Origin of the sequence: Philodulcilactobacillus myokonensis, assembly GCF_027923585.1 — a bacterium.
Lineage (GTDB): Bacteria > Bacillota > Bacilli > Lactobacillales > Lactobacillaceae > Philodulcilactobacillus > Philodulcilactobacillus myokonensis.
The window spans coordinates 887,336-908,743 of record NZ_BRPL01000002.1; the positions used below are offsets into that span (position 1 = coordinate 887,336).

The following is a 21,408-nucleotide window of genomic DNA, read 5'->3' on the forward strand; positions in this document are numbered from 1 at the left end:
AACTTCAAAAAAAGTGCCAAATGATTTTGGCACTAATTAGTTATAATTAACTTGTTTTTTTTATATTTTTAATTGCTTTTAATTTAATCTCATGTTCCTTCAAATGATTCTTTAAATAATTTAATAAATCACTTTCGGTTTTAAATATCCGTGGATGCTTTTGTTTATGAAGTCTTAAGTCAATTTCATTTATTTTTTGACGCCCAGTCCACTTGTGTCCATATCTTATGATTAAACGATTATTTAAGTTATTTTTACCGAATCTAAATACATAGACATTATCAGGGGTCATTAATGGACGAATATACGTCTTCTTATACTGATAGTTATTTTGTTTAAGATAGTTTTTAGTTCGAATTAACATGGATTTCACCTCCATTTTTCTTTTAATTTAATTAAGCAGTCTATTTATATCTATAATATGATAATAGAAATTAATTCAAAAGGCAAATTATCAATAATCTAAATAAAAAAGTCTATTTTGAATTTAAGCAAAATAGACCATTTCATTTTTATAAAATAAAATTTAATTATCACTTTTTCCAACATCAATTGCTTGATGCTTAAGATTAGGAAAAACATACTTATCGGATAAGCCTGTAATTCCACCTTGGAAGAAGAATGCAAATAATGTTCCAACTCCAAAGCTTCCACCAAGATCCCTGGTAATACAAAATGCAATGATAGCCATTACAGTCGGTGGAATGTATGAAAACCACATTGCCGTTGCCGCATTACCATGACAATATTTAAATCTTAAAATTTGCATTAAATCATCAGCAGGATGCAATGCTAAATTAACACGTTGATAAATTGAAATTGCCATTGCAATCATTGCTACACCTAAGAAATTCATTAAAACATAGATGATATCTGCAACAATTCCGTGGGCTTCGGGCAACAATCCAACAAAGATGTTATCAAAAAATTGAATCAAAAGAGAAAATGGTCCAAGAAAAATAATATTTCCAAATACTCTAGACCAACTCCAATGTCCAACTAAAATAGCATTTAAAACTGCTGTTAATAAACCTAAACCAAAGAAGGCCCAAAATAAACTCCAATGAAGTGCGATCCCCAAATTATTTTCAGCAGCAGTCCAATAAGCTGCTCCTAAAAATGAAGGATGAATCTTAGCACTTGATATTAACGTTAGAACGTTTCCAGCAGAATTAAAAACCAAAGAAATGGCAAAATAAATAACTGAACTAGTCATGGAAATTGTTCTTGGCGTCTTTTTACTACTCATTAACAAATCACTTCTCATTTAAATTTTTATTAACATTAACATTCCTGAAAATTAATTTTATCACAATGTAAGCGCTTATATAATTTCATTATATTTATATTAACACATGCCCACGGTAAAACTCAATTATAATTTGAAATTTTGTGAAAAAATTTCATAAATAAAGGAACTTATATCAACATAAGTTCCCATTATTTATTAGCAATTAAATCATCCACATGAACCCATACTCGATAATGCATCTTTGGATGTTCAATCAGCGCATACTTCATTCCAAATTTTTCATTAAATGAAGTTGACCGCAGTTGCATTACTTTAATAACGTTAAAAGTATCATTATTTTGATCATAATTTTTAGCAAAATTAACGTCAAAACGATCGGTAAAGTCCTTATCTTCCATCCACATCGAAGCACCATCGGCTAACTTCATGGTTGAATTTAATTTTGATTCTTGAAGTTGTTTAGATGTAACTTCAGAAACATTATTTAAACTTAATAATTGTTCAACAACACGTTTAGATGATTTTCCATCCATCCAACGATCATACCGATCGACAAATTGTTGATAACGATCATCAAAGTGCCAGTCACCATTAAAAATATTAGATAATTCATTAATTACTTGATGATTGGTAGTTAGGATTTTACCAGGAGCCTGTTTTCTGAAATCAAAGTAAAAGCCCCTTGTGTCACCAGCATATTGATCAATATCATAAGCAAAGAAGATAATTGGACGTTTCAAAATCGAATAATCAAACATGACTGAAGAATAATCAGTAATCAAAACATCACTAACTAAGTATAATTCGGCAATATCTTCATAATCACTAACGTTAATTGCGGTACTACCATAACCTGATAAATCCAATTGATTAGCAATTAAATAATGGGTTCGAATTAAAACGGTTACTTGATTACCAAAGCGTTCTTTGATTTGATTTAAATCTAAATGTAACTTAGCTGTGTACTCGCCATTACGAATAAATTCATTATCACGCCACGTTGGTGCATACAAGACAACTTTCCGATCAAATGGAATTCCTAGTTTTTCTTTAATATTCCTAATCTTTTCGGAAGTGGCATTAATCAAAATATCATTTCTAGGATAACCAGTCAGCATCATTTGATTAGCATTTTTTCTAAAAGCACGTCGCATAATTTGGTTTGAATACATATTAGGAGCAATTAAATAATCCCAGCGTTTAGCATCATTATATACCTGTCGATGATACTTATGAGCATTATTACCAGGCATTGTAACTAGGTTAACATCCGTTCCAATTGTTTTAAGCGGCGTTCCATGCCAAGTCTGTAAAAGGATGGTATTTCTAGGAACATCCCATCTAAATGGACGTCTAGCATTGGTAATCCAGTATTTAGCCTGAGCCTGTTTAAAAATACCGTGATACCCAAATCTTTTAATATATGGAATATGATGACGCTTAAAGTAATCAACGTACTCAGGATTAACGTTCCAATACAATTTATATTTTGGATAATGTTTTTTAACATAGTTATAAATTGCCTTAGGATTATCTGAAAACTGAGTTCCAAAGAAACTTTCAAACATCATAATATTCCGTTTCGGTAAAATTTGACCTAAATAATTTAAAAGCCGTGATTGAAAATTTCGAATCTTAAAAATATGCCAGAACTTATTAAAAATCACACCATTTACTGGTTCTTGATCCAAATCATCTGACTTAGTATTCAAAATAGTTTCAACCACCTTAGCAGTTGCATCCCCATTATTACCGTACTGAGCAAAGCGATCATGAAACTGTTTAATTTGGTTTCGATAATTATTTTTCACCATATCTAATTGATTAATTTGATCAATTAAATCAGTTTCATCTTTAACAATTGGCCCTGGCATTTGAGAATTATAGTCCAAATAAGTCCCACGATTAGCATCATTTAAGTACCAATCTTTATCATAAGCATAAAAAATTATTGGTTTCATTAAATGGGCATAATCAAACATCACTGATGAATAATCGGTAACTAAAACGTCACTAATCAAATAAAGATCATTAATATTTTGGTAATCACTTACATCATAGACAAAATGAGGCTGATTATAGAAACTATGGGAATGAGCAACAAAATAATGTAATCGAACTAATAAAACATATTTATCGGACAAATGCTCCTGCATTCGGTTTAAATCCAACGGAAAATCAAAACCACCATTATCTCTAAATGTGGGTGCATACAAAATTACCTTTTTATTAAGCGGAATGTTTAACTTGGCTTTAATTGCATCAATATATTTTTGATGATTATGTTTATGCAATTCATCATTTCTAGGAAAACCCGCTTTAATATATTTTTGATGATAATCAAATGCATGTTCCGTTGTTTTAACCATATAATCAGATGGAGCAACTAAATAATCCCAACGTCTAATCCGCATTGCAAATTTATTTTGAGTTCCGGGACCGGCATTCTTAAAATGTGGTTCATCAAATCCCATGTGTTTTAGAAATGTCCCGTGCAGCGTTTCAGTTTCAATTTGTCCACGACGTTTCAAATATTGATTTGGCATGTTAGTATTTTGAACAATATATTTAGCAACTGCTAAATAATACCAATATTGTAATGAATTGACCCGAACCCGTTTTCCATTTCCGGTGATTGGCGTTAATCGATTCTTAAAGAACCAAACGGTTTTAATATTTGGATGCTTTTTTTGCATATATTCATACATTGATTTTTCATTACTGCTGAATTGACTTGCCCAATATGAATCAAATACCATTACATTTTTCAACGGGAGGAGTCGCATCAGAGGGTATAAAACAGAATAATCAATGGAACGGTAACTCTTCTTTTGGTCAAGAAATCCAGAAAATGGCTGATTGATAACGACATTAAAATCAAGATTAATCGAAGTCATTACATAATAATAAATCCGATCTTTATTTTTAAATGGTAATTGCTTCCTTGGATTCTTTTGACTATGATTCATTTTAACCTGCAAATCAACAACGTGATTATTAACCGGTAAATATAACTTTAAAAAGTAACGCCCTTTTAAAATTTTAAGTTGATTTAATGACTGATTCAAAAATGGAATATCAAACGTTATTCTTTGGTTATGCAATGACATATTAATATCACTAGCATTAAAAACATATCGGTTTTGCATATCACGGCTAAGCAACTCAATTTTAAATGAATCAGCATTTGTATCATCATTAGATACAATGTTCAATTTACCGGATACTCTAAGCATTCGTTTATGAATTAATTGATATTTATCAATTATGACAGGACGGTAACCAAATGAAAGCTTAATTCCGTCCAAATCAGCGTAAGATATAAAGACACGTTGTTTAGCATTATAGGATAAACCATAATGTTTCTTATAACTAGCTTTATATTGATATTCAATTTGATGATTAGTTCTTAAATGAAGAAGCAACAGTGTAAAGTAATGATTAAAGAAACGCCGTTCAACTTGTTTGGGATCAAATTTTAAAAATGTTTTGCCATTTTTAGAAACAACCTGGCCCTTTAAATCAAATTCATTTTCTTCACTTTCACTATTGGGATTGAAACGCAAGATTGGAATGACATCATTCGGATGAACAATTCCAGCTTCAAAGCATAAGGACTGATCCATATTGATTTGCGGATTCTTAACCCAGTTAGTATTATTTGATCCAATTAAAGTTAACGGAACCGCATGGAAAGTTAATTGAACATTGGTATCAAAATCATTTGTAACGTTAACACCATGATAATTAAATGGAGTCAAAATTTTATTATTTGGATTTTTGGGCCAGCCCAAATAACCTTGAACAGTATATTTATGGTCAACGGTATCAGTAACTAACATTTTCCATCGACCTAAACCTAATTGTTGAATTGCTTTTGGATAACTAAATTCAAACAAATAACGGGCATTAGTCCAACCATAACGATGCCTTAACAATTGCTTATATGTCGGTGTTTTCTTTCGATAAAATTTGATTGACATTTCTTTATGATTAGAAAGATTAACTAATTTACCGGTAATTTGTTCCCTTACATTTTGAGAACTAAATAATTTTTTTACGTATGGTAATGATTTAATTCTAAACATTCCATCACCATTGCAAATGCCACGATTTGGATCAAACGAAAGATGACTTAAACGTTGGTTTAAGCGGAGCACATTAGTTGTCATATTAACATGTTTTAAGACATCATCACTAATTTCAGGAATTTTAAAATGATAGTGGTTAGTAATAAAGGAATGATTAAATTTACCAATGTTTTTGGTAAAAGTATATTTTTTTAACAATTCAATGTTCCCAGTTTTAATTGCATAGTATTGAATTTGTTGTTTTAATGGTAATTTTTTCATATACTTAGAATTCCATAAATGCCAATCACGTAAAAAACGATACGTTAATTCTTGAACATTATAAATATATTGTTCGTCCGTATTACCGATATTTTCTAAATAGTTAGCAATATCAATTCTTAAGACTTTGTACATCAAGGTCTGATACAGTAAACTATCCTCACCATACCCAGCATTTATCAGTTCATTCTTACAACGATTTAACGAAGAAATCCGACTTTCATAGTTAGACAGGTCGCCACGACTCTGTGTAATCGAATTGGCGGTTTCACGCCAACGCCAATGGTAGACAACATCATTAATAACTGAAATATTGTCTGACTTCAAATACGTAGCTAAAGCAAATGGTAAATCTTCATACAAAATATCTTTAATAAATCTAAATCGATACTGATTTAAAAATGATTTTAGGTATAATTTATTCCAAGCCGTTGTATCATACATTAAGCTTGGCGTTTTAGCCAATGTTGTCTTATATTTATTATCTTGAATGGCAAAACTGTGTAAAAATGAATCCCGATTTCTTAAAGAATCAAACCGTTTAACAAATCCAGATACAATATCCGAATGCTGAGTCTCAGCAGTATAGACTAAATCAGTATATGCATCGGGAGGAACGATGTCATCTCCATCAACAAATACAACGTATTTTCCGTTTGAATGGTCAATTCCATAGTTTCTAGCGTCACTCAATCCACCATTAGGCTTATGCAAAGCTTTAAATTGAGAATAATGATAATCATAACGATTTAAAATTTCTGGTGTACTATCAGTCGATCCATCATCAACCATTAAAACTTCCATATTGTCGGCAGGAAAATTGGTGGCGGCAAGTGAATCTAAGCATTCTTCAATTGTGTCTGAAACGTTATAACAGGCGACAATTACACTCAAATCAACCTTATTCATACTAATTCTTCACTCCATTTATTTTTTATCTTAATTTTGAATCCTCGGATCGTTTTTTAGCATGGCATGAACTACTCTCTCAGTTGCATGACCATCATCCCAAGCACTAAAACGTTGATTGAATTGATGGTAACGATCCTTATATTTATCCTTAATTTGATCAATGTTTTGGATTGCATTTAAGACTTCATCACTAGTTTTTAATAATGGGCCAGGTAAATCTTTTTCCATGTTCAAGTAGAATCCTCTTAAGACACCAGCATATTTAGAGTAATCATAAACATAATACAAGATTGGTCGTTTCAAAATTGAATAATCGAAGAAGACGCTTGAATAATCAGTAATTAAAAGATCTGAAATCAAGTATAATTCAGCAATATCATCATAATCAGATTCATTATAAACAAAATCACCAAATGAAGATGTATCTAAATGATTAGTAATAAAATAATGGGTTCTTAGTACCATAACATAATCATTACCAAGTGCCCGCTTTAACTTTGCAATATCTAATTTTAGTTGAAATTTATAATTACCAGCACTAAAGTATTGATCATCCCGCCATGTTGGTGCGTATAAAATCACTTTTTTATCTAATGGAATGCCAAGTTTTATTTTAATTTTTCTAGCAATCCGGTCACGATTGGGATTATTTAAAATATCATTTCTAGGGTATCCAGACTTTAACATGTGATCTTTAGGATACATAAAAGCATGACTAAATACGTTGGCAGAAAATTGATTAGCAGTAACTAAATAATCCCACTGTCTAGATTGATGATAAAAAATTTGTTTATATAGAGAAGTTGCACTTGCCACATTGTCCATATCAAAAACTAAGTGTTTTAGTGGCGTCCCATGCCAAGTTTCAATAAATTTAGTCCCATTTTTCTTATCAAACCATTTTGGCTGACGCATGTTAAAGACTTGATACTTAGATGTTGCTAAATAATACATATATTTGAAGCCAAAACGATTAACAACAATCGTATTCGGTTCGTTTTTTAGATCCTTCTTGATTTGATCGTTAGCAGCAACCCAAACATTCAAAAATTTTCCAGGATAGTGTTTTTGGATATACTTATAAATATATTTCGGACTATCAGAATAGTTACGTCCCAAAAATGATTCATAAATAATCACCCTTGGATTAACGGAAAGATGTTTAAAAAGCAATTCATATGATGCCCTGGTAGCTCCACGACCACGATTAACAACTAATTTATGGGCATCCCTTGTTGCAATTAAACTAACCATTAAATATTTAGCTCGAGCAAAATTACCATTTTTAACTTCCATTAAAATTCTTTGACTTAAGATATTAATACTATGAAAATCACGATTTGAAAGTAATCGTAAATAATTTTGTAACTTCTTTAATGTATTTTGGACGTTACCAATATTAGAATCATGCAAAATAACGGCCTTATAAAATCTTTCATGGATTTTTTGAATCGTATAACTAGCAAATGCATGTTGAATGAATGGATCATGAATGCTTTGATATCCAACAATACAAGCATTAATCCATTGTTCCCAACGGTCGGGCCGTACAACCTGATCCAATGATGGATCATTTACCGGGTCATTATGTCGAACCAAGATGTAAGCATAGTCATTTAAAACTAGCCAATGACTGGTAAATTGTCCAACTTGCAACATTAATTTAACTGATGAATGAAGTGGGTTATTTTCATCAAATTTTAAATTATGATCGACAAATAACTGCTTAGGAATAATTTTTCCAGAAACAACTAATTCATCTTTCATATGATCAAAATAATCTTTTTGATTGTAAATTGAATATGGATGTTTCAGCCATTCAGAATATTTTTCATTTTTAATTCCAAGATCATTGATCATTTTTGAATTAAATTTTAACTGACGGTTAACCGGCCGTTCAATTTTTCTCCCACCCCATTTTGGAAGATCATCTAAATAATGTTTACCTTGCTTTTGTGCTTCTAAAAATGAATTTTCAGGCTCATAGGTTAAATAAGCATTTAAATCCAAAATAGCATTGTTTTGATTTTGATCTAAAATAGTTTTTGCTTGTTTTAACACATTAAAACTTAAGAAATCATCAACATCAATAAAGACCAAATACTTACCATTAGCATTAAGAATGGCAGCATTTCTAGCAGATCCAACGGTATCTTTAGAATCATTAACAATATGAATTGGAAATGACGCATCGGAAAAATTGTCAATCGTTTTATTTGAAGCAATGATCCATTCAAAGTCAACGCCGCTTTGTTGGTCTAAATTATTTTTTAGTGCAGTTAATTTTTTAACATCATTGCTTTTACACGGTGTAATGATACTAAAATCCATTCTATAATCCCTTCTTTGATAATAATTGATTAGAGAAACGTGTTAGACGTCCCATCGCCATTTTAGAAATATTCTTAATTCTAAAAATATAAGGTAATTTTTGATTATATTGAATAATTCGATCCAAAATTTTGCGTTTCTTTGAACGATTTAACTTAGAATTTCGAAGTATCAAAAGTGAATTCTTAATTTGGTTAGCAGCAAAAACATGGTACGAACCTAAAAAGTTTGCATCACCAATGTCTCTCATTCCAGTAAATACTTGGTTCAACCATTCCATTTGACGATTTAATTTCATTAAACTAATTGCAACCGTGGGCATTTGTAAACTTAATATTTCTTGATGATCTAACATTAAGTGCAAAATGGTTGTAAATTTAGATGGATCAAATTTTTGCAATGTATTTAGATTACACTTAAATAAAATTTGATTTAAATTCATATCAGCAGACTGACTTAAAAAATCAAAACGATCGGTATCCTTTAAAATATTATATTCCTGTAAACCGAACGAAATTGCCAGTTTTTGTTTTAATGATAAATCTTTCAATTGAACATGCTGGTAAAACAAATTTTGAATTGTATTCCGCTTAGCATGGTCGGCTTTTTTTATTAAATAGTTCATTTGTTGATTAAATGATTTTTCGTTTTTTAAACTGTGCAGCCACAATTCTGATGAAGGATGGCGGCATAAAACTGATTGCCATTGATCAATTGCTGATGGTAATAAACAATCGTTATCTTTTAAATTAATCCAATAATAACTGTCGTCCTTATCTAATGAAACATCAGAATAGTGGTTAACAATTTGAATTTTTAAAGAAGCATGACTTAAAAAATCAATCATTTCATGATTTATAAATGATTTTTTAATAATTAATTGAACATTCGAATTATTTTGATAAGCAATGTTTTCAATTAAAAGTTTTAATTTATGATTCGTTAAATGATTATTTGGTAAAACATTAATTAGAAATTGCATGAATCTAGCCCCTAATTATTATTATTTCCTTAATTAATTATATCACGGATAAATTAGTTAAATTATAAACCAAAGTGAAAATATATTAAATTTTGTTAACAAAAAATCAACCTGAAATAATTACAGGTTGATGTTAAAGTTAACGATTACTTAAATTTATTTGCCACCTTTTTCATCTTCATCGGTTTTTAAAATGGCCATAAAAGCAGATTGTGGAACATCAACTTTTCCAACTGCTTTCATTCGTTTTTTACCAGCCTTTTGCTTATTTAACAACTTATCTTTTCTAGTTTGATCTCCACCATATAGTGGACCGGTAACATCTTTTCGATAAGCTTTAATATTTGTTCTTGCAATAATTTTAGAACCAATGGCAGCTTGAATCGGAATTTCAAAATTCTTTCTTGGAATTAAATCCTTTAATTTTTTAACAATCACACGACTTCTACTGTTAGCAAATGAACGGTGTGAAATAAAACTTAATGCATCAATTTTTTGACCATTCAATAAAATATCAATTTTTACTAAATCACTAGCACGATAATCTTCTAATTGATAATCTAATGAAGCATAACCGTGGGTACTAGATTTCAAATTATCGAAAAAATCATAAATGATTTCCGAAAGCGGCATATCATAAATAACATTAACACGATACTTATCCAAATATTCCATCGTTTCAAATTGACCACGTCGATGCTGGCATAATCGCATTACTGCACCAACATAATCATTGGGTGTCATAATTGTCGCTTTAACGAATGGTTCTTTGACATCTTTAATTGTTGAAACATCAGGCATTTCAGAAGGATTTTGAACGCTGATAACTTTATTATCAGTGGTATCAACGCGGTAAGTAACAGATGGAGCCGTGATAATCAATTGCATCCCAAAATCACGTTCCAACCGCTCCTGAACAACATCCATGTGGAGCATTCCTAAAAATCCACACCTAAAGCCAAATCCTAATGCTTGAGAAGTTTCCGGTTCAAATTCCAATGCAGAATCATTTAGTTGTAATTTTGATAGTGAGTCCCTTAAATCACCAAAATCTTCGTTATTGGTTGGGTATAATCCAGCGTACACCATTGGCTTCATTTCACGATAACCAGGTAATTCCTTTTCAGCTGGATTATCAACACATGTAATGGTATCCCCAACCCGGGTAGTCCTGATATCTTTAATACTAGCAGTAATGTATCCAACGTCACCAGACATTAAATAATCTTTTTCAATTGGATGTGGTGAATTAACACCAACTGATACGACGTTATATTCACTACCATTATTCATTAATTTAATTCGATCGCCAGGTTTTACAGTCCCCTCATATAATCGAACGCTCAAAACAACTCCTTGATAGTCATCATATTTTGCATCAAAAATTAATGCTTTTAAAGGATCCCTTAAATTGCCTGACGGTGCTGGAATTTTATGAACGATTTGTTCTAATAGGTCTTTAATTCCAATGCCTTTTTTAGCGCTTGCCATCACGGCATCAGATGTATCTAAACCAATTACATCCTGAATTTCACTCTTGACCTTTTCTGGTTGAGCAGATGGCAAATCAATTTTATTAATAACTGGAACAATTTCTAAATCATCATCAATTGCTAAATAAACATTAGCTAAAGTTTGAGCTTGAACCCCTTGAGATGCATCAACAACTAGAACAGCACCTTCACAAGCAGCTAAACTTCTTGAAACTTCATAAGAAAAATCAACGTGTCCAGGCGTATCAATTAAATGAAATGTATACGTATGGCCGTCATCAGCATGGTATTTCAATTCAACAGCATTCAAACGAATTGTGATTCCACGTTCTCGTTCTAAATCCATATCATCCAAAACTTGACTTTTCATGTCATGTTTATCAATTGTATCCGTTAATTCTAAAATTCGATCTGCTAACGTAGATTTACCATGGTCAATGTGAGCAACAATTGAAAAATTACGAATATACTTTTGATGCTCTTTCATTTTATTAAAATCCATGTTTATTCCTACCTTTTATTATTTTAGTTCTATCTATTAATTATAACAAACCCAAAACAGTGATGATAGTGCAATTACTCCTTAAAGTCAAAGATAATAAAAAATCGTATCTAGAAAATTCTAGATACGACTTTTATTTTTATAAAAGCATTTATTTATCAAAGGCTTCCTTCATTTTATCAAAGAAACCTTTGCCTTTATTACCTTTTAATTCACCACTAGCTTCTGCAAAAGCACGCATTGCAATTCTTTGACGCTTGTTCAAATGCTTAGGTGTATCAACTTTAACAATTACGTTTTGATCACCATGACCACTACCGTGAATCTGTGGAACACCCTTTCCTCTTAATTTAAAAGTGGTTCCAGTTTGGGTCCCGGCAGGAATCTTCAAACTAACGTTACCATACATTGTTTTAACATTAACGTCAGAACCTAGTGATGCCTGTGAGAATGTAAGTGGCTGGTTATAGTAAAGGTTTAATCCTTCACGACGGAAATCTTTACTTGGTCTGATTCGAAAGACAATGAATAAGTCTCCGTACGGTCCACCATTAGATCCGGCTTCCCCTTGGCCTTGAAGACGCATTTGATTACCATCATCAATTCCAGCTGGAATATTAACTTCAATTTCATGTTCAGAATGATTAATTCCTTCTCCATGACAAGTTGGGCATTTATGCTTGATAATTTTACCAGTTCCATGACAAACCGGGCAAGGTGATTGAGTTTGCATTTGGCCTAATGGTGTTTTAGCGACCCTTGTTACCATGCCAGTTCCATTACAATTTTGACATTGTTCCGGATGAGTTCCTGGTTTAGCACCACTACCGTGACAAGTATCACATGTTTCATCACGTTGATAGTTAATTTTGGTTTTTTTACCAAAAATGGAATCTTTAAAATCAATGGTCATATTATACTGTAAGTCACGGCCACGTCTAGGTGCGTTAGGATCATGACGTCTAGTTCTTCCGCCACCAAACATTGAATTAAAGATATCGCTAAAATCGCCACCACCAAAGTTACCGAAACCGCCGGCACCTCCGGCATTACTAAATCCAGAGCCACCAAAGCCGCCACCTTGGGAAGCATCAGCATCTCCAAATTGATCATAATTAGCACGTTTTTGTTTATCACTTAAAACTTCATGTGCTTCATTAATTTCTTTAAATTTATCTTCAGCACCAGGTGCATGATTAATATCAGGATGATATTTAGCTGCTAATCTTCGATAAGCATGGTTAATATCGGATTGACTAGCATCTCTTGAAACACCTAATATCTTATAATAATCCTTACTAGCCATCGTTAACCCCCTATTATTTCTAAATTTATAAATATCAAATTAAATATAGCATATTTTACAATAAAAAGCCAAAGCCTTAAACAAGCTCTGACTTTTTACCATCATATCATTTATATTTAAATGATTATTTATTATCTTTATGAACTTCATGGAAGTTACCGTTAACAGTTTTACCATTATTTCCATTACCGTTATTTCCATTATTTGAAGAATTACCATTAGAACCATTGGTTTGAGTGTTACCACCCTTACCTTTAGCTTGGTTTTGTTGATATAACTTAACAGCTAAGCCTTGAACTTGTTTGGTTAAAGCATCTTTCTTAGCTTTCATATCGTCTAAGTTATTATCTTTCTTAGCCTTCTTCAATGCATCTTCTGCATCTTTAGCTTTCTTAATTTCATCTTCTGATACTTTACCTTTAACATCTTTCAATGTCTTATCAGTTCTGAATATTAATTGATCAACTTCATTCTTCAAATTAGCTTCGTCTTTACGTTTCTTATCAGAAGCTTCATTCTTCTTAGCTTCGTTCATCATCTTTTTAACTTCTTCATCTGATAAGCCACTGGAATCCTTAATGGTAATCTTTTGTTGCTTACCAGAGCCTTTATCCTTAGCTGAAACGTTAACAATCCCGTTTTTATCAATATCGAATGTAACGGCAATTTGTGGAACGCCACGTGGTGCTGGTGGAATATCAGTTAATTGAAATTGACCAAGTGTCTTATCATCAGCTGCCATTGGACGTTCACCTTGTAATACATGAATATCAACGGCAGGTTGATTATCAGCTGCAGTAGAGAATACTTTGGTCTTAGATGTTGGAATAGTTGTGTTTCGATCAATTAATTTAGTAAAGACGCCACCCATGGTTTCAATACCAAGTGATAGTGGAGTAACATCTAATAGAACAACATCTTTAACATCACCAGTAAGAACTCCACCTTGAACAGCAGCACCTAAAGCAACGGCTTCATCAGGGTTAATTGAATGATTAGGTTCCTTACCAGTCCATGATTTAACAGCTTCTTGAACAGCAGGAATTCTAGTTGATCCACCATTTAAGATTACATTATCAATATCAGATGCAGATAAGTTAGCATCTTTTAATGCGTTATCAAATGGAACTTTGGTTTTATCAACTAAATCAGATGTTAATTCATTAAATTTAGCACGACTTAAAGTAGTCTGTAAATGTAATGGGCCATTATCACCTGAAGCAATGAATGGTAAACTGATTTCGGTTTGGCTAACACCAGATAAGTCCTTCTTAGCTTTTTCAGCAGCATCCTTTAATCTTTGTAATGCCATTTTATCTTTAGATAGATCAATATTATGATCCTTCTTGAATCCATCAATTAACCAGTTCATAATTCTTCGGTCAAAATCATCACCACCAAGGTGAGTATCACCATTAGTAGAAAGTACTTGGAAGACCCCGTCACCTAATTCTAAGACGGAAACATCAAAGGTACCTCCACCTAAATCATAAACAAGGATCTTTTGATTCTTATCTTTTTTGTTTAAGCCATATGCTAGTGATGCAGCAGTTGGTTCATTAATGATTCGCTTAACATCTAAACCAGCAATCTTACCAGCATCCTTAGTAGCTTGTCTTTGAGCATCATTAAAGTATGCAGGGACGGTAATAACTGCTTTGTTAACTGTATCACCAATATATTTTTCAGAGAAATTCTTAATATATTGTAAAATCATTGCTGAAATTTGTTGTGGGGTATACTTCTTACCGTTAACGTCAACTCGGTAATTATTATCTCCCATGTGTCTCTTGATTGATGAAATTGTGTTTGGATTAGTAATCATTTGACGCTTTGCAACTTCACCAACTTGTGTTTCACCATTTTTGAATGCAACTACTGAAGGCGTTGTACGTGCACCATCAGGGTTAGTAATAATTTTTGGTTCATTACCTTCTAAAACAGCAACTGCTGAATTAGTAGTTCCAAGATCGATACCAATAATCTTGTTACTTGCCATAATTAAATCCCTCGCTTTTTTATTTTTTAATTTTAAATTTTAATCAACATTATTTAGAAACGATAACCATTGCTGGCCTTAAAACCCGGTCAGCAATTTGATAGCCATCTTGAAGTACCTTAACAACTTGGTCATGTGGCTGATCTTTCTTAGCTGGCATGCTTTGAACAGCTTGGAAATATTTTGGATCAAATTTCTTACCGTCAGCTTCAATTTTTTTAACATTATTATCAGACAAGGCTTTGTTCAAATGCTCATAGACCATTTGAACACCCTGTTTTAATTGTTTGCCATTTTTATCAGAAACTTTAACTTCCATTGCCCGCTTTAAATTATCAACCACAGGCAAAATATTACTAGCTAATTTTTGACCATCATATTTTAGTAAATCCGCTTGTTCTTCACGAGCATGACGCTGAATATTCTTCATATCAGCCTCTGCACGCAAGTAACGATTTTCCATGCTATCCAACTGCTTTTTTAAATCTGCAACTTCCTTAGCATGGGCATCAACTTTTTTAGTAGATGCTTTTGATTTTGATTTACTTGATGACTTAGCTTGTTTTGATGTAGAATCATCAGTTTTTGCTTGACGCTTAACATCTTTTTCTGACATTTAAATGCCTCCTTGTTTACCGATGATAATAATTATTATAATAAGTAATTAATTTTTTAGCCAATTCTTCTCTAAATGCACTTACAATTCCAATTACTTTAGAATATGGCATTCTAGTTGGACCCAAGACTGCAATGATTCCCTTACCAAATTGACCAGCATCATAAGTCCCTGTAATTAAACTATAATGATTAAACAAATGATTTCTAATTTCATTACCAATTTTAACTGATACGGGGCCATCATGATTATCAATAAACTTTGAAACATCATCAGTCTTATCCAGAAGTGAATAAATTGACTTTAATTCCTTTGTATTACTACTATCAGTAAAATTCAATAGATTCAATTCACCACCAATGTAAAATTGGTTTCTAGCTGCTTTATCTAATACATCGTTAAAAGTACTTAAAAAACCACTTGGCGTATGAATATACTTAGTTATTTCAGCGGGAATTTCCGTTTGCAATTTTTTAATTACATCAGGAATGGACATTCCAGTTAGTTTGTCATTAATTAATCTTACGACCGCTTCTAACTGGTCTCCAGAAATAGATTTAGAAATATTAAAAATTTGATTCTGCACTTCATTATTATCAGTTACTAATATGGCCATAACTTGATAATTACTTAATGCTACCAACCGAAATCCCTTTAAATGACGAACATTATTTTGTTCTGGACGTAATGTTAACGCCGTATAATGCGTTAAATCAGATAAAATATTAGCAGATTTTTTAACAATTTCATCCATCTTACTAAAATTACCATTTAACGTTTTTTGAATAATATCCTCATCATTTTTGTTGATCGGATTAGGCTGAATTAAATGGTCAACATAATAACGATAACCCTTAATTGTTGGAACCCGTCCAGATGATGAGTGGGTTTTGTTAATCAAATTCAAACTTTCTAAATAAACCATTTCATTCCTAATTGTTGCTGAACTAACGCGCATTGGTAGTTGATTTGCTAATAGCTTAGAACCTACTGGTAAACCATCCTTTGTGTAATGATTTACGATTGCTCTAAGAATTATCTTTTCTCGTTTACTAAGCTCCAAATCAATCACCTCTTTTTAGCACTCACATAACACAAGTGCTAAGGCACATATATAATGTACCAAAGCCCCATATATAAGTCAAGAAATGTACCTATGACAAAATTATTTTTTGGATTGAAGGTATTTCATCGAAATAACTTGATCATTACGCAATTGTTTAATCAATGAATCAACGGAATCAAACTTAATTTGGTTTCTGATTCGATCATCCCAATAAATTTTAACTTTTTCACCATAAACATTCTGATGAAAGTTGAAAATATTAATTTCAACTGTAATCGGATTTGAATTACCAAATGTAACATTATGACCAATTGATGCCATCCCACCATAAAAATGATGATTAATTTCTACTTCTACAACGTAAACGCCGACTTTAGGCAATAATTGATATTGATTATGTTCAACATTAATCGTGGGGAAACCAAGTTTGCGTCCCCTTGCATATCCATGGACAATTAGGCCGTTGGTTGTAAAACATCTTCCTAATAGCGAATTAACGGTTGCAATATTTCCATTTGACAAATCATTTTTAATTCTAGTTGAACTAATTTTATGGTAATTGGCTGTTCGATCATCAACACTAACAACGTTGATTTGATGATGAACATATGATGGTAGTGCTTTCATATCAGCATCATGATTTTGATTATCACCATAAGTATGGTCAAAACCTGCTACAACAGTATCTAAATTCATATTCATTAAATAATGGTTCACAAAAGCTTTAGGAGATTGATTTTGAAAGGCATATGTATAATTAATCACATATACAAATTGAACTCCCATTGAGGCTAAAATATTCATTTTAGTATGATAAAGAGTGATGTAGCTTTTACTTAAATAATCCATTTTCTGGTAAACGACTGCCGGATGATGATCATAAGTCAGCACACCCAATTTTAAATGCTTAGCTTTTGCAATGGATTTAGCCTTTTTAATAACTGCTTGATGGCCAAGATGAACCCCATCAAAAAATCCCATTGCCAAAACTGATGGTTTAGAAAATCCTAATTGACGATGATTGGGATGATGAAGAGTAATGATTTCCATTTGTTTCCACCTACCTAATATTAATCATTTTATATGGTTTGTATTTTTTTATTTTATCATCATAGTAATAAATAGCTCTAACAATCCCACGATAAGTAATTACGATTTTTGATCCCTGTGCTTTTAATTCATCTGGGTATAAAAAAGCACCATTAATAACTCGTTTCCATTGATAATCATCAATACTATCATGGACATATTGTTGTAAAATTGTATCAATTGGTTTTAATAATTTTTCAATCCGATGATTCAAAACGGCTGATTGAATTTCCTCAAATGAATAAGTTTGTGAAAGATCAAATCCGCCACTTGATAATCTTTTCAAATCAGACATTACAGCAGGAATATGAAATTGTTTTCCAAAATCGACCGCTAGCGTTCGAACATAAGTTCCTTTACTACACTTAACGCGAAAGTAAATTGTCTGTTGATGCTTTAAAGCATTATATTGAAATGGTTTAATTTGTTCAAATGATTTAACTTGAATATGACGTTTAGGACGCTTTACATTCTGATGTGCCCGCGCGTATTCATATAATTTTCTACCATTTACCTTTACTGCAGAATACATTGGTGGAATTTGAATTAAATCATCACTAACCATTTTATGCAACCCCGAATTGATCTGCTGATTAGATAGTGGTACCATCATTGCTTTTCTTTTAATTACTTCACCATCTAAATCTTCAGTAGTTGTCATTAAACCAAGGGTAATACTGCCCTGATATATTTTACTGTGTCCCATTAAGAAATCAACAACTTTAGTAGCATTTCCAATACAGATTGGTAAAACACCATCAACATTTGGATCTAAAGTCCCACTATGCCCAATTTTTTTAGTATTCAATATTTTTCTTAATTTTCGAACACAATCAAAACTTGTCATCCCACGTGGTTTATAAAGTGGCAAAATTCCATTCATTCATTATCACTTCCATTTAATATCAATAATAAAAAAGGCAGGTTAATCCCACTCAGAATTAACCTGCCTTAATTTTTAACGATCTTCACGTTTTAATTTATTAATTAATCGGTCAATGTTATCTCCATACTGAATTGATTTATCACGTTTAAATTGAATTGTAGGTGTTTTATAAATACTTAACCTAGAACCCAATTCGCCTCTGATTAATCCAGTTGCTTTATCCAATCCCTGTTGGGTAATCTTTTGGCTGTGTTGATCATCTTCTAAAATACTGTAATAAATCGTAGCATTTTGAAGATCACCAGTAACATCAACACCAGTAATTGTTACGCCCTTAGTTCTTGGATCTCTAATTCTTTTCAAAAGAATGTCATCGACTTCACGTTGAATTTCTTGTTCTAATCTTCCGACTCTGTAATGTTTAGCCATTTAAATCCCTCCATTCTTTATTTTACGGGAACGGCCTTCATAACATATGCCTCGATTACATCGCCAACTTTAATATCATTATAATCTTGAATTGTAAGACCTAATTCATAACCCTGTTTAACTTCATTGACGTCATCTTTATAACGCTTCAAACTAGCTAATTCACCATCATAAATAATTTTATTATCACGAATTAAATGAATTTTGCTATCACTCTTAATATAACCATTGGTTACCATTCCACCGGCGATGGTACCAACTTTAGAAGCCTTGTAAAGTTGTCTTACTTCGACATCACCAGTAATTTCAGGTTTGTAAACTGGTGCTAATTTACCCTTCATTGCTGATTTTACTTCATTAATTGCATCGTAAATAATTCGATGGAGTCGAATATCAACGTTACTATTTTTAGCTTGTGATCTAGCACTTGGTGTTGGAGTGACATTAAATCCAATGATAATGGCATGACTGGCTTCTGCCAATGCAACATCACTTTCGCTAATTGCGCCAACTGCACTATGAATAATGTTTACCTTAACACCCTTAACTTCAATTTTCTTTAAACTCGATGCCAAAGCTTCAACAGAACCTTGAACATCAGCTTTAATAATAATGTCGACCTCTTTCTTTTCACTTTCTTTAAGTGAGTCAAAGAGATTATCTAAGGTAACTGTATTAGTCTTCTTACGTTCTTCCATCTGTGATTCTTCAGCACGTTTTTCACCAACGGATCGAGCAGATTTTTCATCATCAAAGACAACGAATCGATCACCGGCTTCAGGAACATCATTCAATCCAGTGATTTCTACTGGTGTTGATGGCTTAGCAGTTTTAACTGCGTGTCTAAATTCATCATGCATTGTTCTAACACGCCCATAGGTATCGCCAACAACAATAGGATCACCAACGTGCATGGTTCCTTGTTGAATTAAAACAGTTGCAACTGGACCTTGTCCACGGTCTAATCGAGCTTCAATCACTGAACCAGCAGCGTGTTGCTTTGGATTAGCCTTTAATTCCATTACTTCTGCTTGGAGAATAACCATGTCCAATAGTTTATCAACATTGGTACCAACTTTAGCAGAAATATTGACAAACATGGTGTTACCACCCCAGTCTTCTGGAATTAATCCGTACTGGGTTAATTGCTGTGCAACGTGTTGAGGATTAGCCCCTTCTTTATCAATTTTATTAATTGCAACGACAATTGGTGTTTTAGCTGCCTTAGCATGATCAATTGCTTCAACTGTTTGTGGCATTACACCATCATCAGCAGCAACAACTAAGATTGTAATATCAGTAATATCAGCACCACGGGCACGCATTTCTGTAAATGCAGCATGACCAGGTGTATCCAAGAAAGTAATCATTTTACCATTATGTTTTAATTGATATGCACCAATGGCTTGAGTGATTCCACCTGCTTCACCAGAAGTAATATGAGAATGTCTAAGATGATCAAGTAAGGTTGTTTTACCATGATCAACATGTCCCATAATGGTTACAACCGGTGCTCTTGGTTCTTCATACTTGGTATTTTTTTCTTCTTTTTGGAAAATCTTATCAATATCAGATAAGTCTTCATGCTTCTTTTCTTTTGCATTAATATTGTAAGAAGCAGCTAACAATTCAATTGTATCCTTATCTAAAGACTTATTTTGATTAGCCATAATTCCAAGCATAAATAACTTCTTAACTAATTCTGACGGAGAACGGTGAAGAATTTTACCTAGATCTTGACAGTTCATCCCAACTTCATAAACCAAAGTTTTTGGTAATGGACGTTCTTTTCTTCTAGTCGTTTGTTTGTGGTTATGACTTGGCTTAATCCTTTGATTAGTAGCATATTTGTTAAAACGACGACGTCTTTTCTTGCCATATCTTCTGTTATTACCATTTCCATGGTTATGATGATTATTTCGTTTTAAGCTACCACCAAAACGACCGCCATTATTATTGTTTCGATTGTTATTATTTTCAGAATTCTTATGATGATTGTTTGAAGACTGGTGGGTAGCATTGTTATGAGACTTCGGTTTTAATACATTTCTCAGTTTATTTTCTTCTTGTTGACTAAGTGTTGACATATGGTTTTTTACATGAAGCCCATTTTGATTAGCTGTATCTACTAATTTCTTGTTAGTGATATGCAGTTCTTTTGCTAATTCATAAATACGTTTTTTACCCATATCA

Annotated in this window: 14 protein-coding genes; all 14 read right to left on the reverse strand. The window is 32.3% G+C overall.

Annotated features, from left to right (window positions below; all coding sequences use genetic code 11):
- Nucleotides 1-46 precede the first annotated feature (46 nt).
- Nucleotides 47-364 carry a hypothetical protein gene (locus WR164_RS04660; RefSeq protein WP_286136391.1) on the reverse strand — a complete coding sequence of 106 codons (318 nt, stop codon included), beginning with the start codon at nt 362-364 and terminating at the stop codon, nt 47-49.
- Between the two features lie 162 nt (nt 365-526).
- A complete protein-coding gene (locus WR164_RS04665; RefSeq protein WP_286136392.1) occupies nt 527-1,267 on the reverse strand; it encodes a DUF6198 family protein in 741 nt (246 codons plus the stop codon).
- A 173-nt stretch (nt 1,268-1,440) separates the two neighbouring features.
- Entirely contained in the window at nt 1,441-6,513 is a 5,073-nt protein-coding gene (locus WR164_RS04670) for a bifunctional glycosyltransferase/CDP-glycerol:glycerophosphate glycerophosphotransferase (protein WP_286136393.1), read from the reverse strand.
- A 30-nt stretch (nt 6,514-6,543) separates the two neighbouring features.
- Nucleotides 6,544-8,847 carry a bifunctional glycosyltransferase/CDP-glycerol:glycerophosphate glycerophosphotransferase gene (locus WR164_RS04675; RefSeq protein WP_286136394.1) on the reverse strand — a complete coding sequence of 768 codons (2,304 nt, stop codon included), beginning with the start codon at nt 8,845-8,847 and terminating at the stop codon, nt 6,544-6,546.
- Nucleotide 8,848: 1 nt separating this feature from the next.
- A complete protein-coding gene (locus WR164_RS04680) occupies nt 8,849-9,829 on the reverse strand; it encodes a hypothetical protein (RefSeq protein ID WP_286136395.1) in 981 nt (326 codons plus the stop codon).
- 156 nt (nt 9,830-9,985) lie between these two features.
- Nucleotides 9,986-11,824 (reverse strand): translation elongation factor 4, encoded by a 1,839-nt coding sequence (gene lepA / locus WR164_RS04685; RefSeq protein WP_286136396.1) that lies wholly within the window; start codon nt 11,822-11,824, stop codon nt 9,986-9,988.
- Between the two features lie 151 nt (nt 11,825-11,975).
- Nucleotides 11,976-13,130, reverse strand: a complete 1,155-nt coding sequence (gene dnaJ / locus WR164_RS04690; RefSeq protein ID WP_286136397.1) for a molecular chaperone DnaJ — start codon at nt 13,128-13,130, stop codon at nt 11,976-11,978.
- A 124-nt stretch (nt 13,131-13,254) separates the two neighbouring features.
- Nucleotides 13,255-15,129, reverse strand: coding sequence for a molecular chaperone DnaK (dnaK, locus tag WR164_RS04695; RefSeq protein ID WP_286136398.1), 1,875 nt, complete (start codon nt 15,127-15,129; stop codon nt 13,255-13,257).
- Nucleotides 15,130-15,178: 49 nt separating this feature from the next.
- Complete coding sequence (gene grpE, locus WR164_RS04700; RefSeq protein WP_286136399.1) at nt 15,179-15,745, reverse strand: nucleotide exchange factor GrpE; 567 nt, start codon at nt 15,743-15,745, stop codon at nt 15,179-15,181.
- 16 nt (nt 15,746-15,761) lie between these two features.
- Nucleotides 15,762-16,808, reverse strand: coding sequence for a heat-inducible transcriptional repressor HrcA (gene hrcA, locus WR164_RS04705; protein ID WP_373876896.1), 1,047 nt, complete (start codon nt 16,806-16,808; stop codon nt 15,762-15,764).
- Nucleotides 16,809-16,910: 102 nt separating this feature from the next.
- Nucleotides 16,911-17,861, reverse strand: a complete 951-nt coding sequence (ribF, locus tag WR164_RS04710) for a riboflavin biosynthesis protein RibF (RefSeq protein WP_286136400.1) — start codon at nt 17,859-17,861, stop codon at nt 16,911-16,913.
- 10 nt (nt 17,862-17,871) lie between these two features.
- On the reverse strand, nt 17,872-18,783 hold the full coding sequence (truB, locus tag WR164_RS04715; protein WP_286136401.1) for a tRNA pseudouridine(55) synthase TruB: 912 nt from the start codon (nt 18,781-18,783) through the stop codon (nt 17,872-17,874).
- 75 nt (nt 18,784-18,858) lie between these two features.
- Complete coding sequence (rbfA, locus tag WR164_RS04720; protein ID WP_286136402.1) at nt 18,859-19,215, reverse strand: 30S ribosome-binding factor RbfA; 357 nt, start codon at nt 19,213-19,215, stop codon at nt 18,859-18,861.
- 17 nt (nt 19,216-19,232) lie between these two features.
- Nucleotides 19,233-21,404: a translation initiation factor IF-2 gene (gene infB, locus WR164_RS04725; protein ID WP_286136403.1), complete on the reverse strand. Its 2,172-nt coding sequence runs from the start codon at nt 21,402-21,404 to the stop codon at nt 19,233-19,235.
- Nucleotides 21,405-21,408 lie beyond the last annotated feature (4 nt).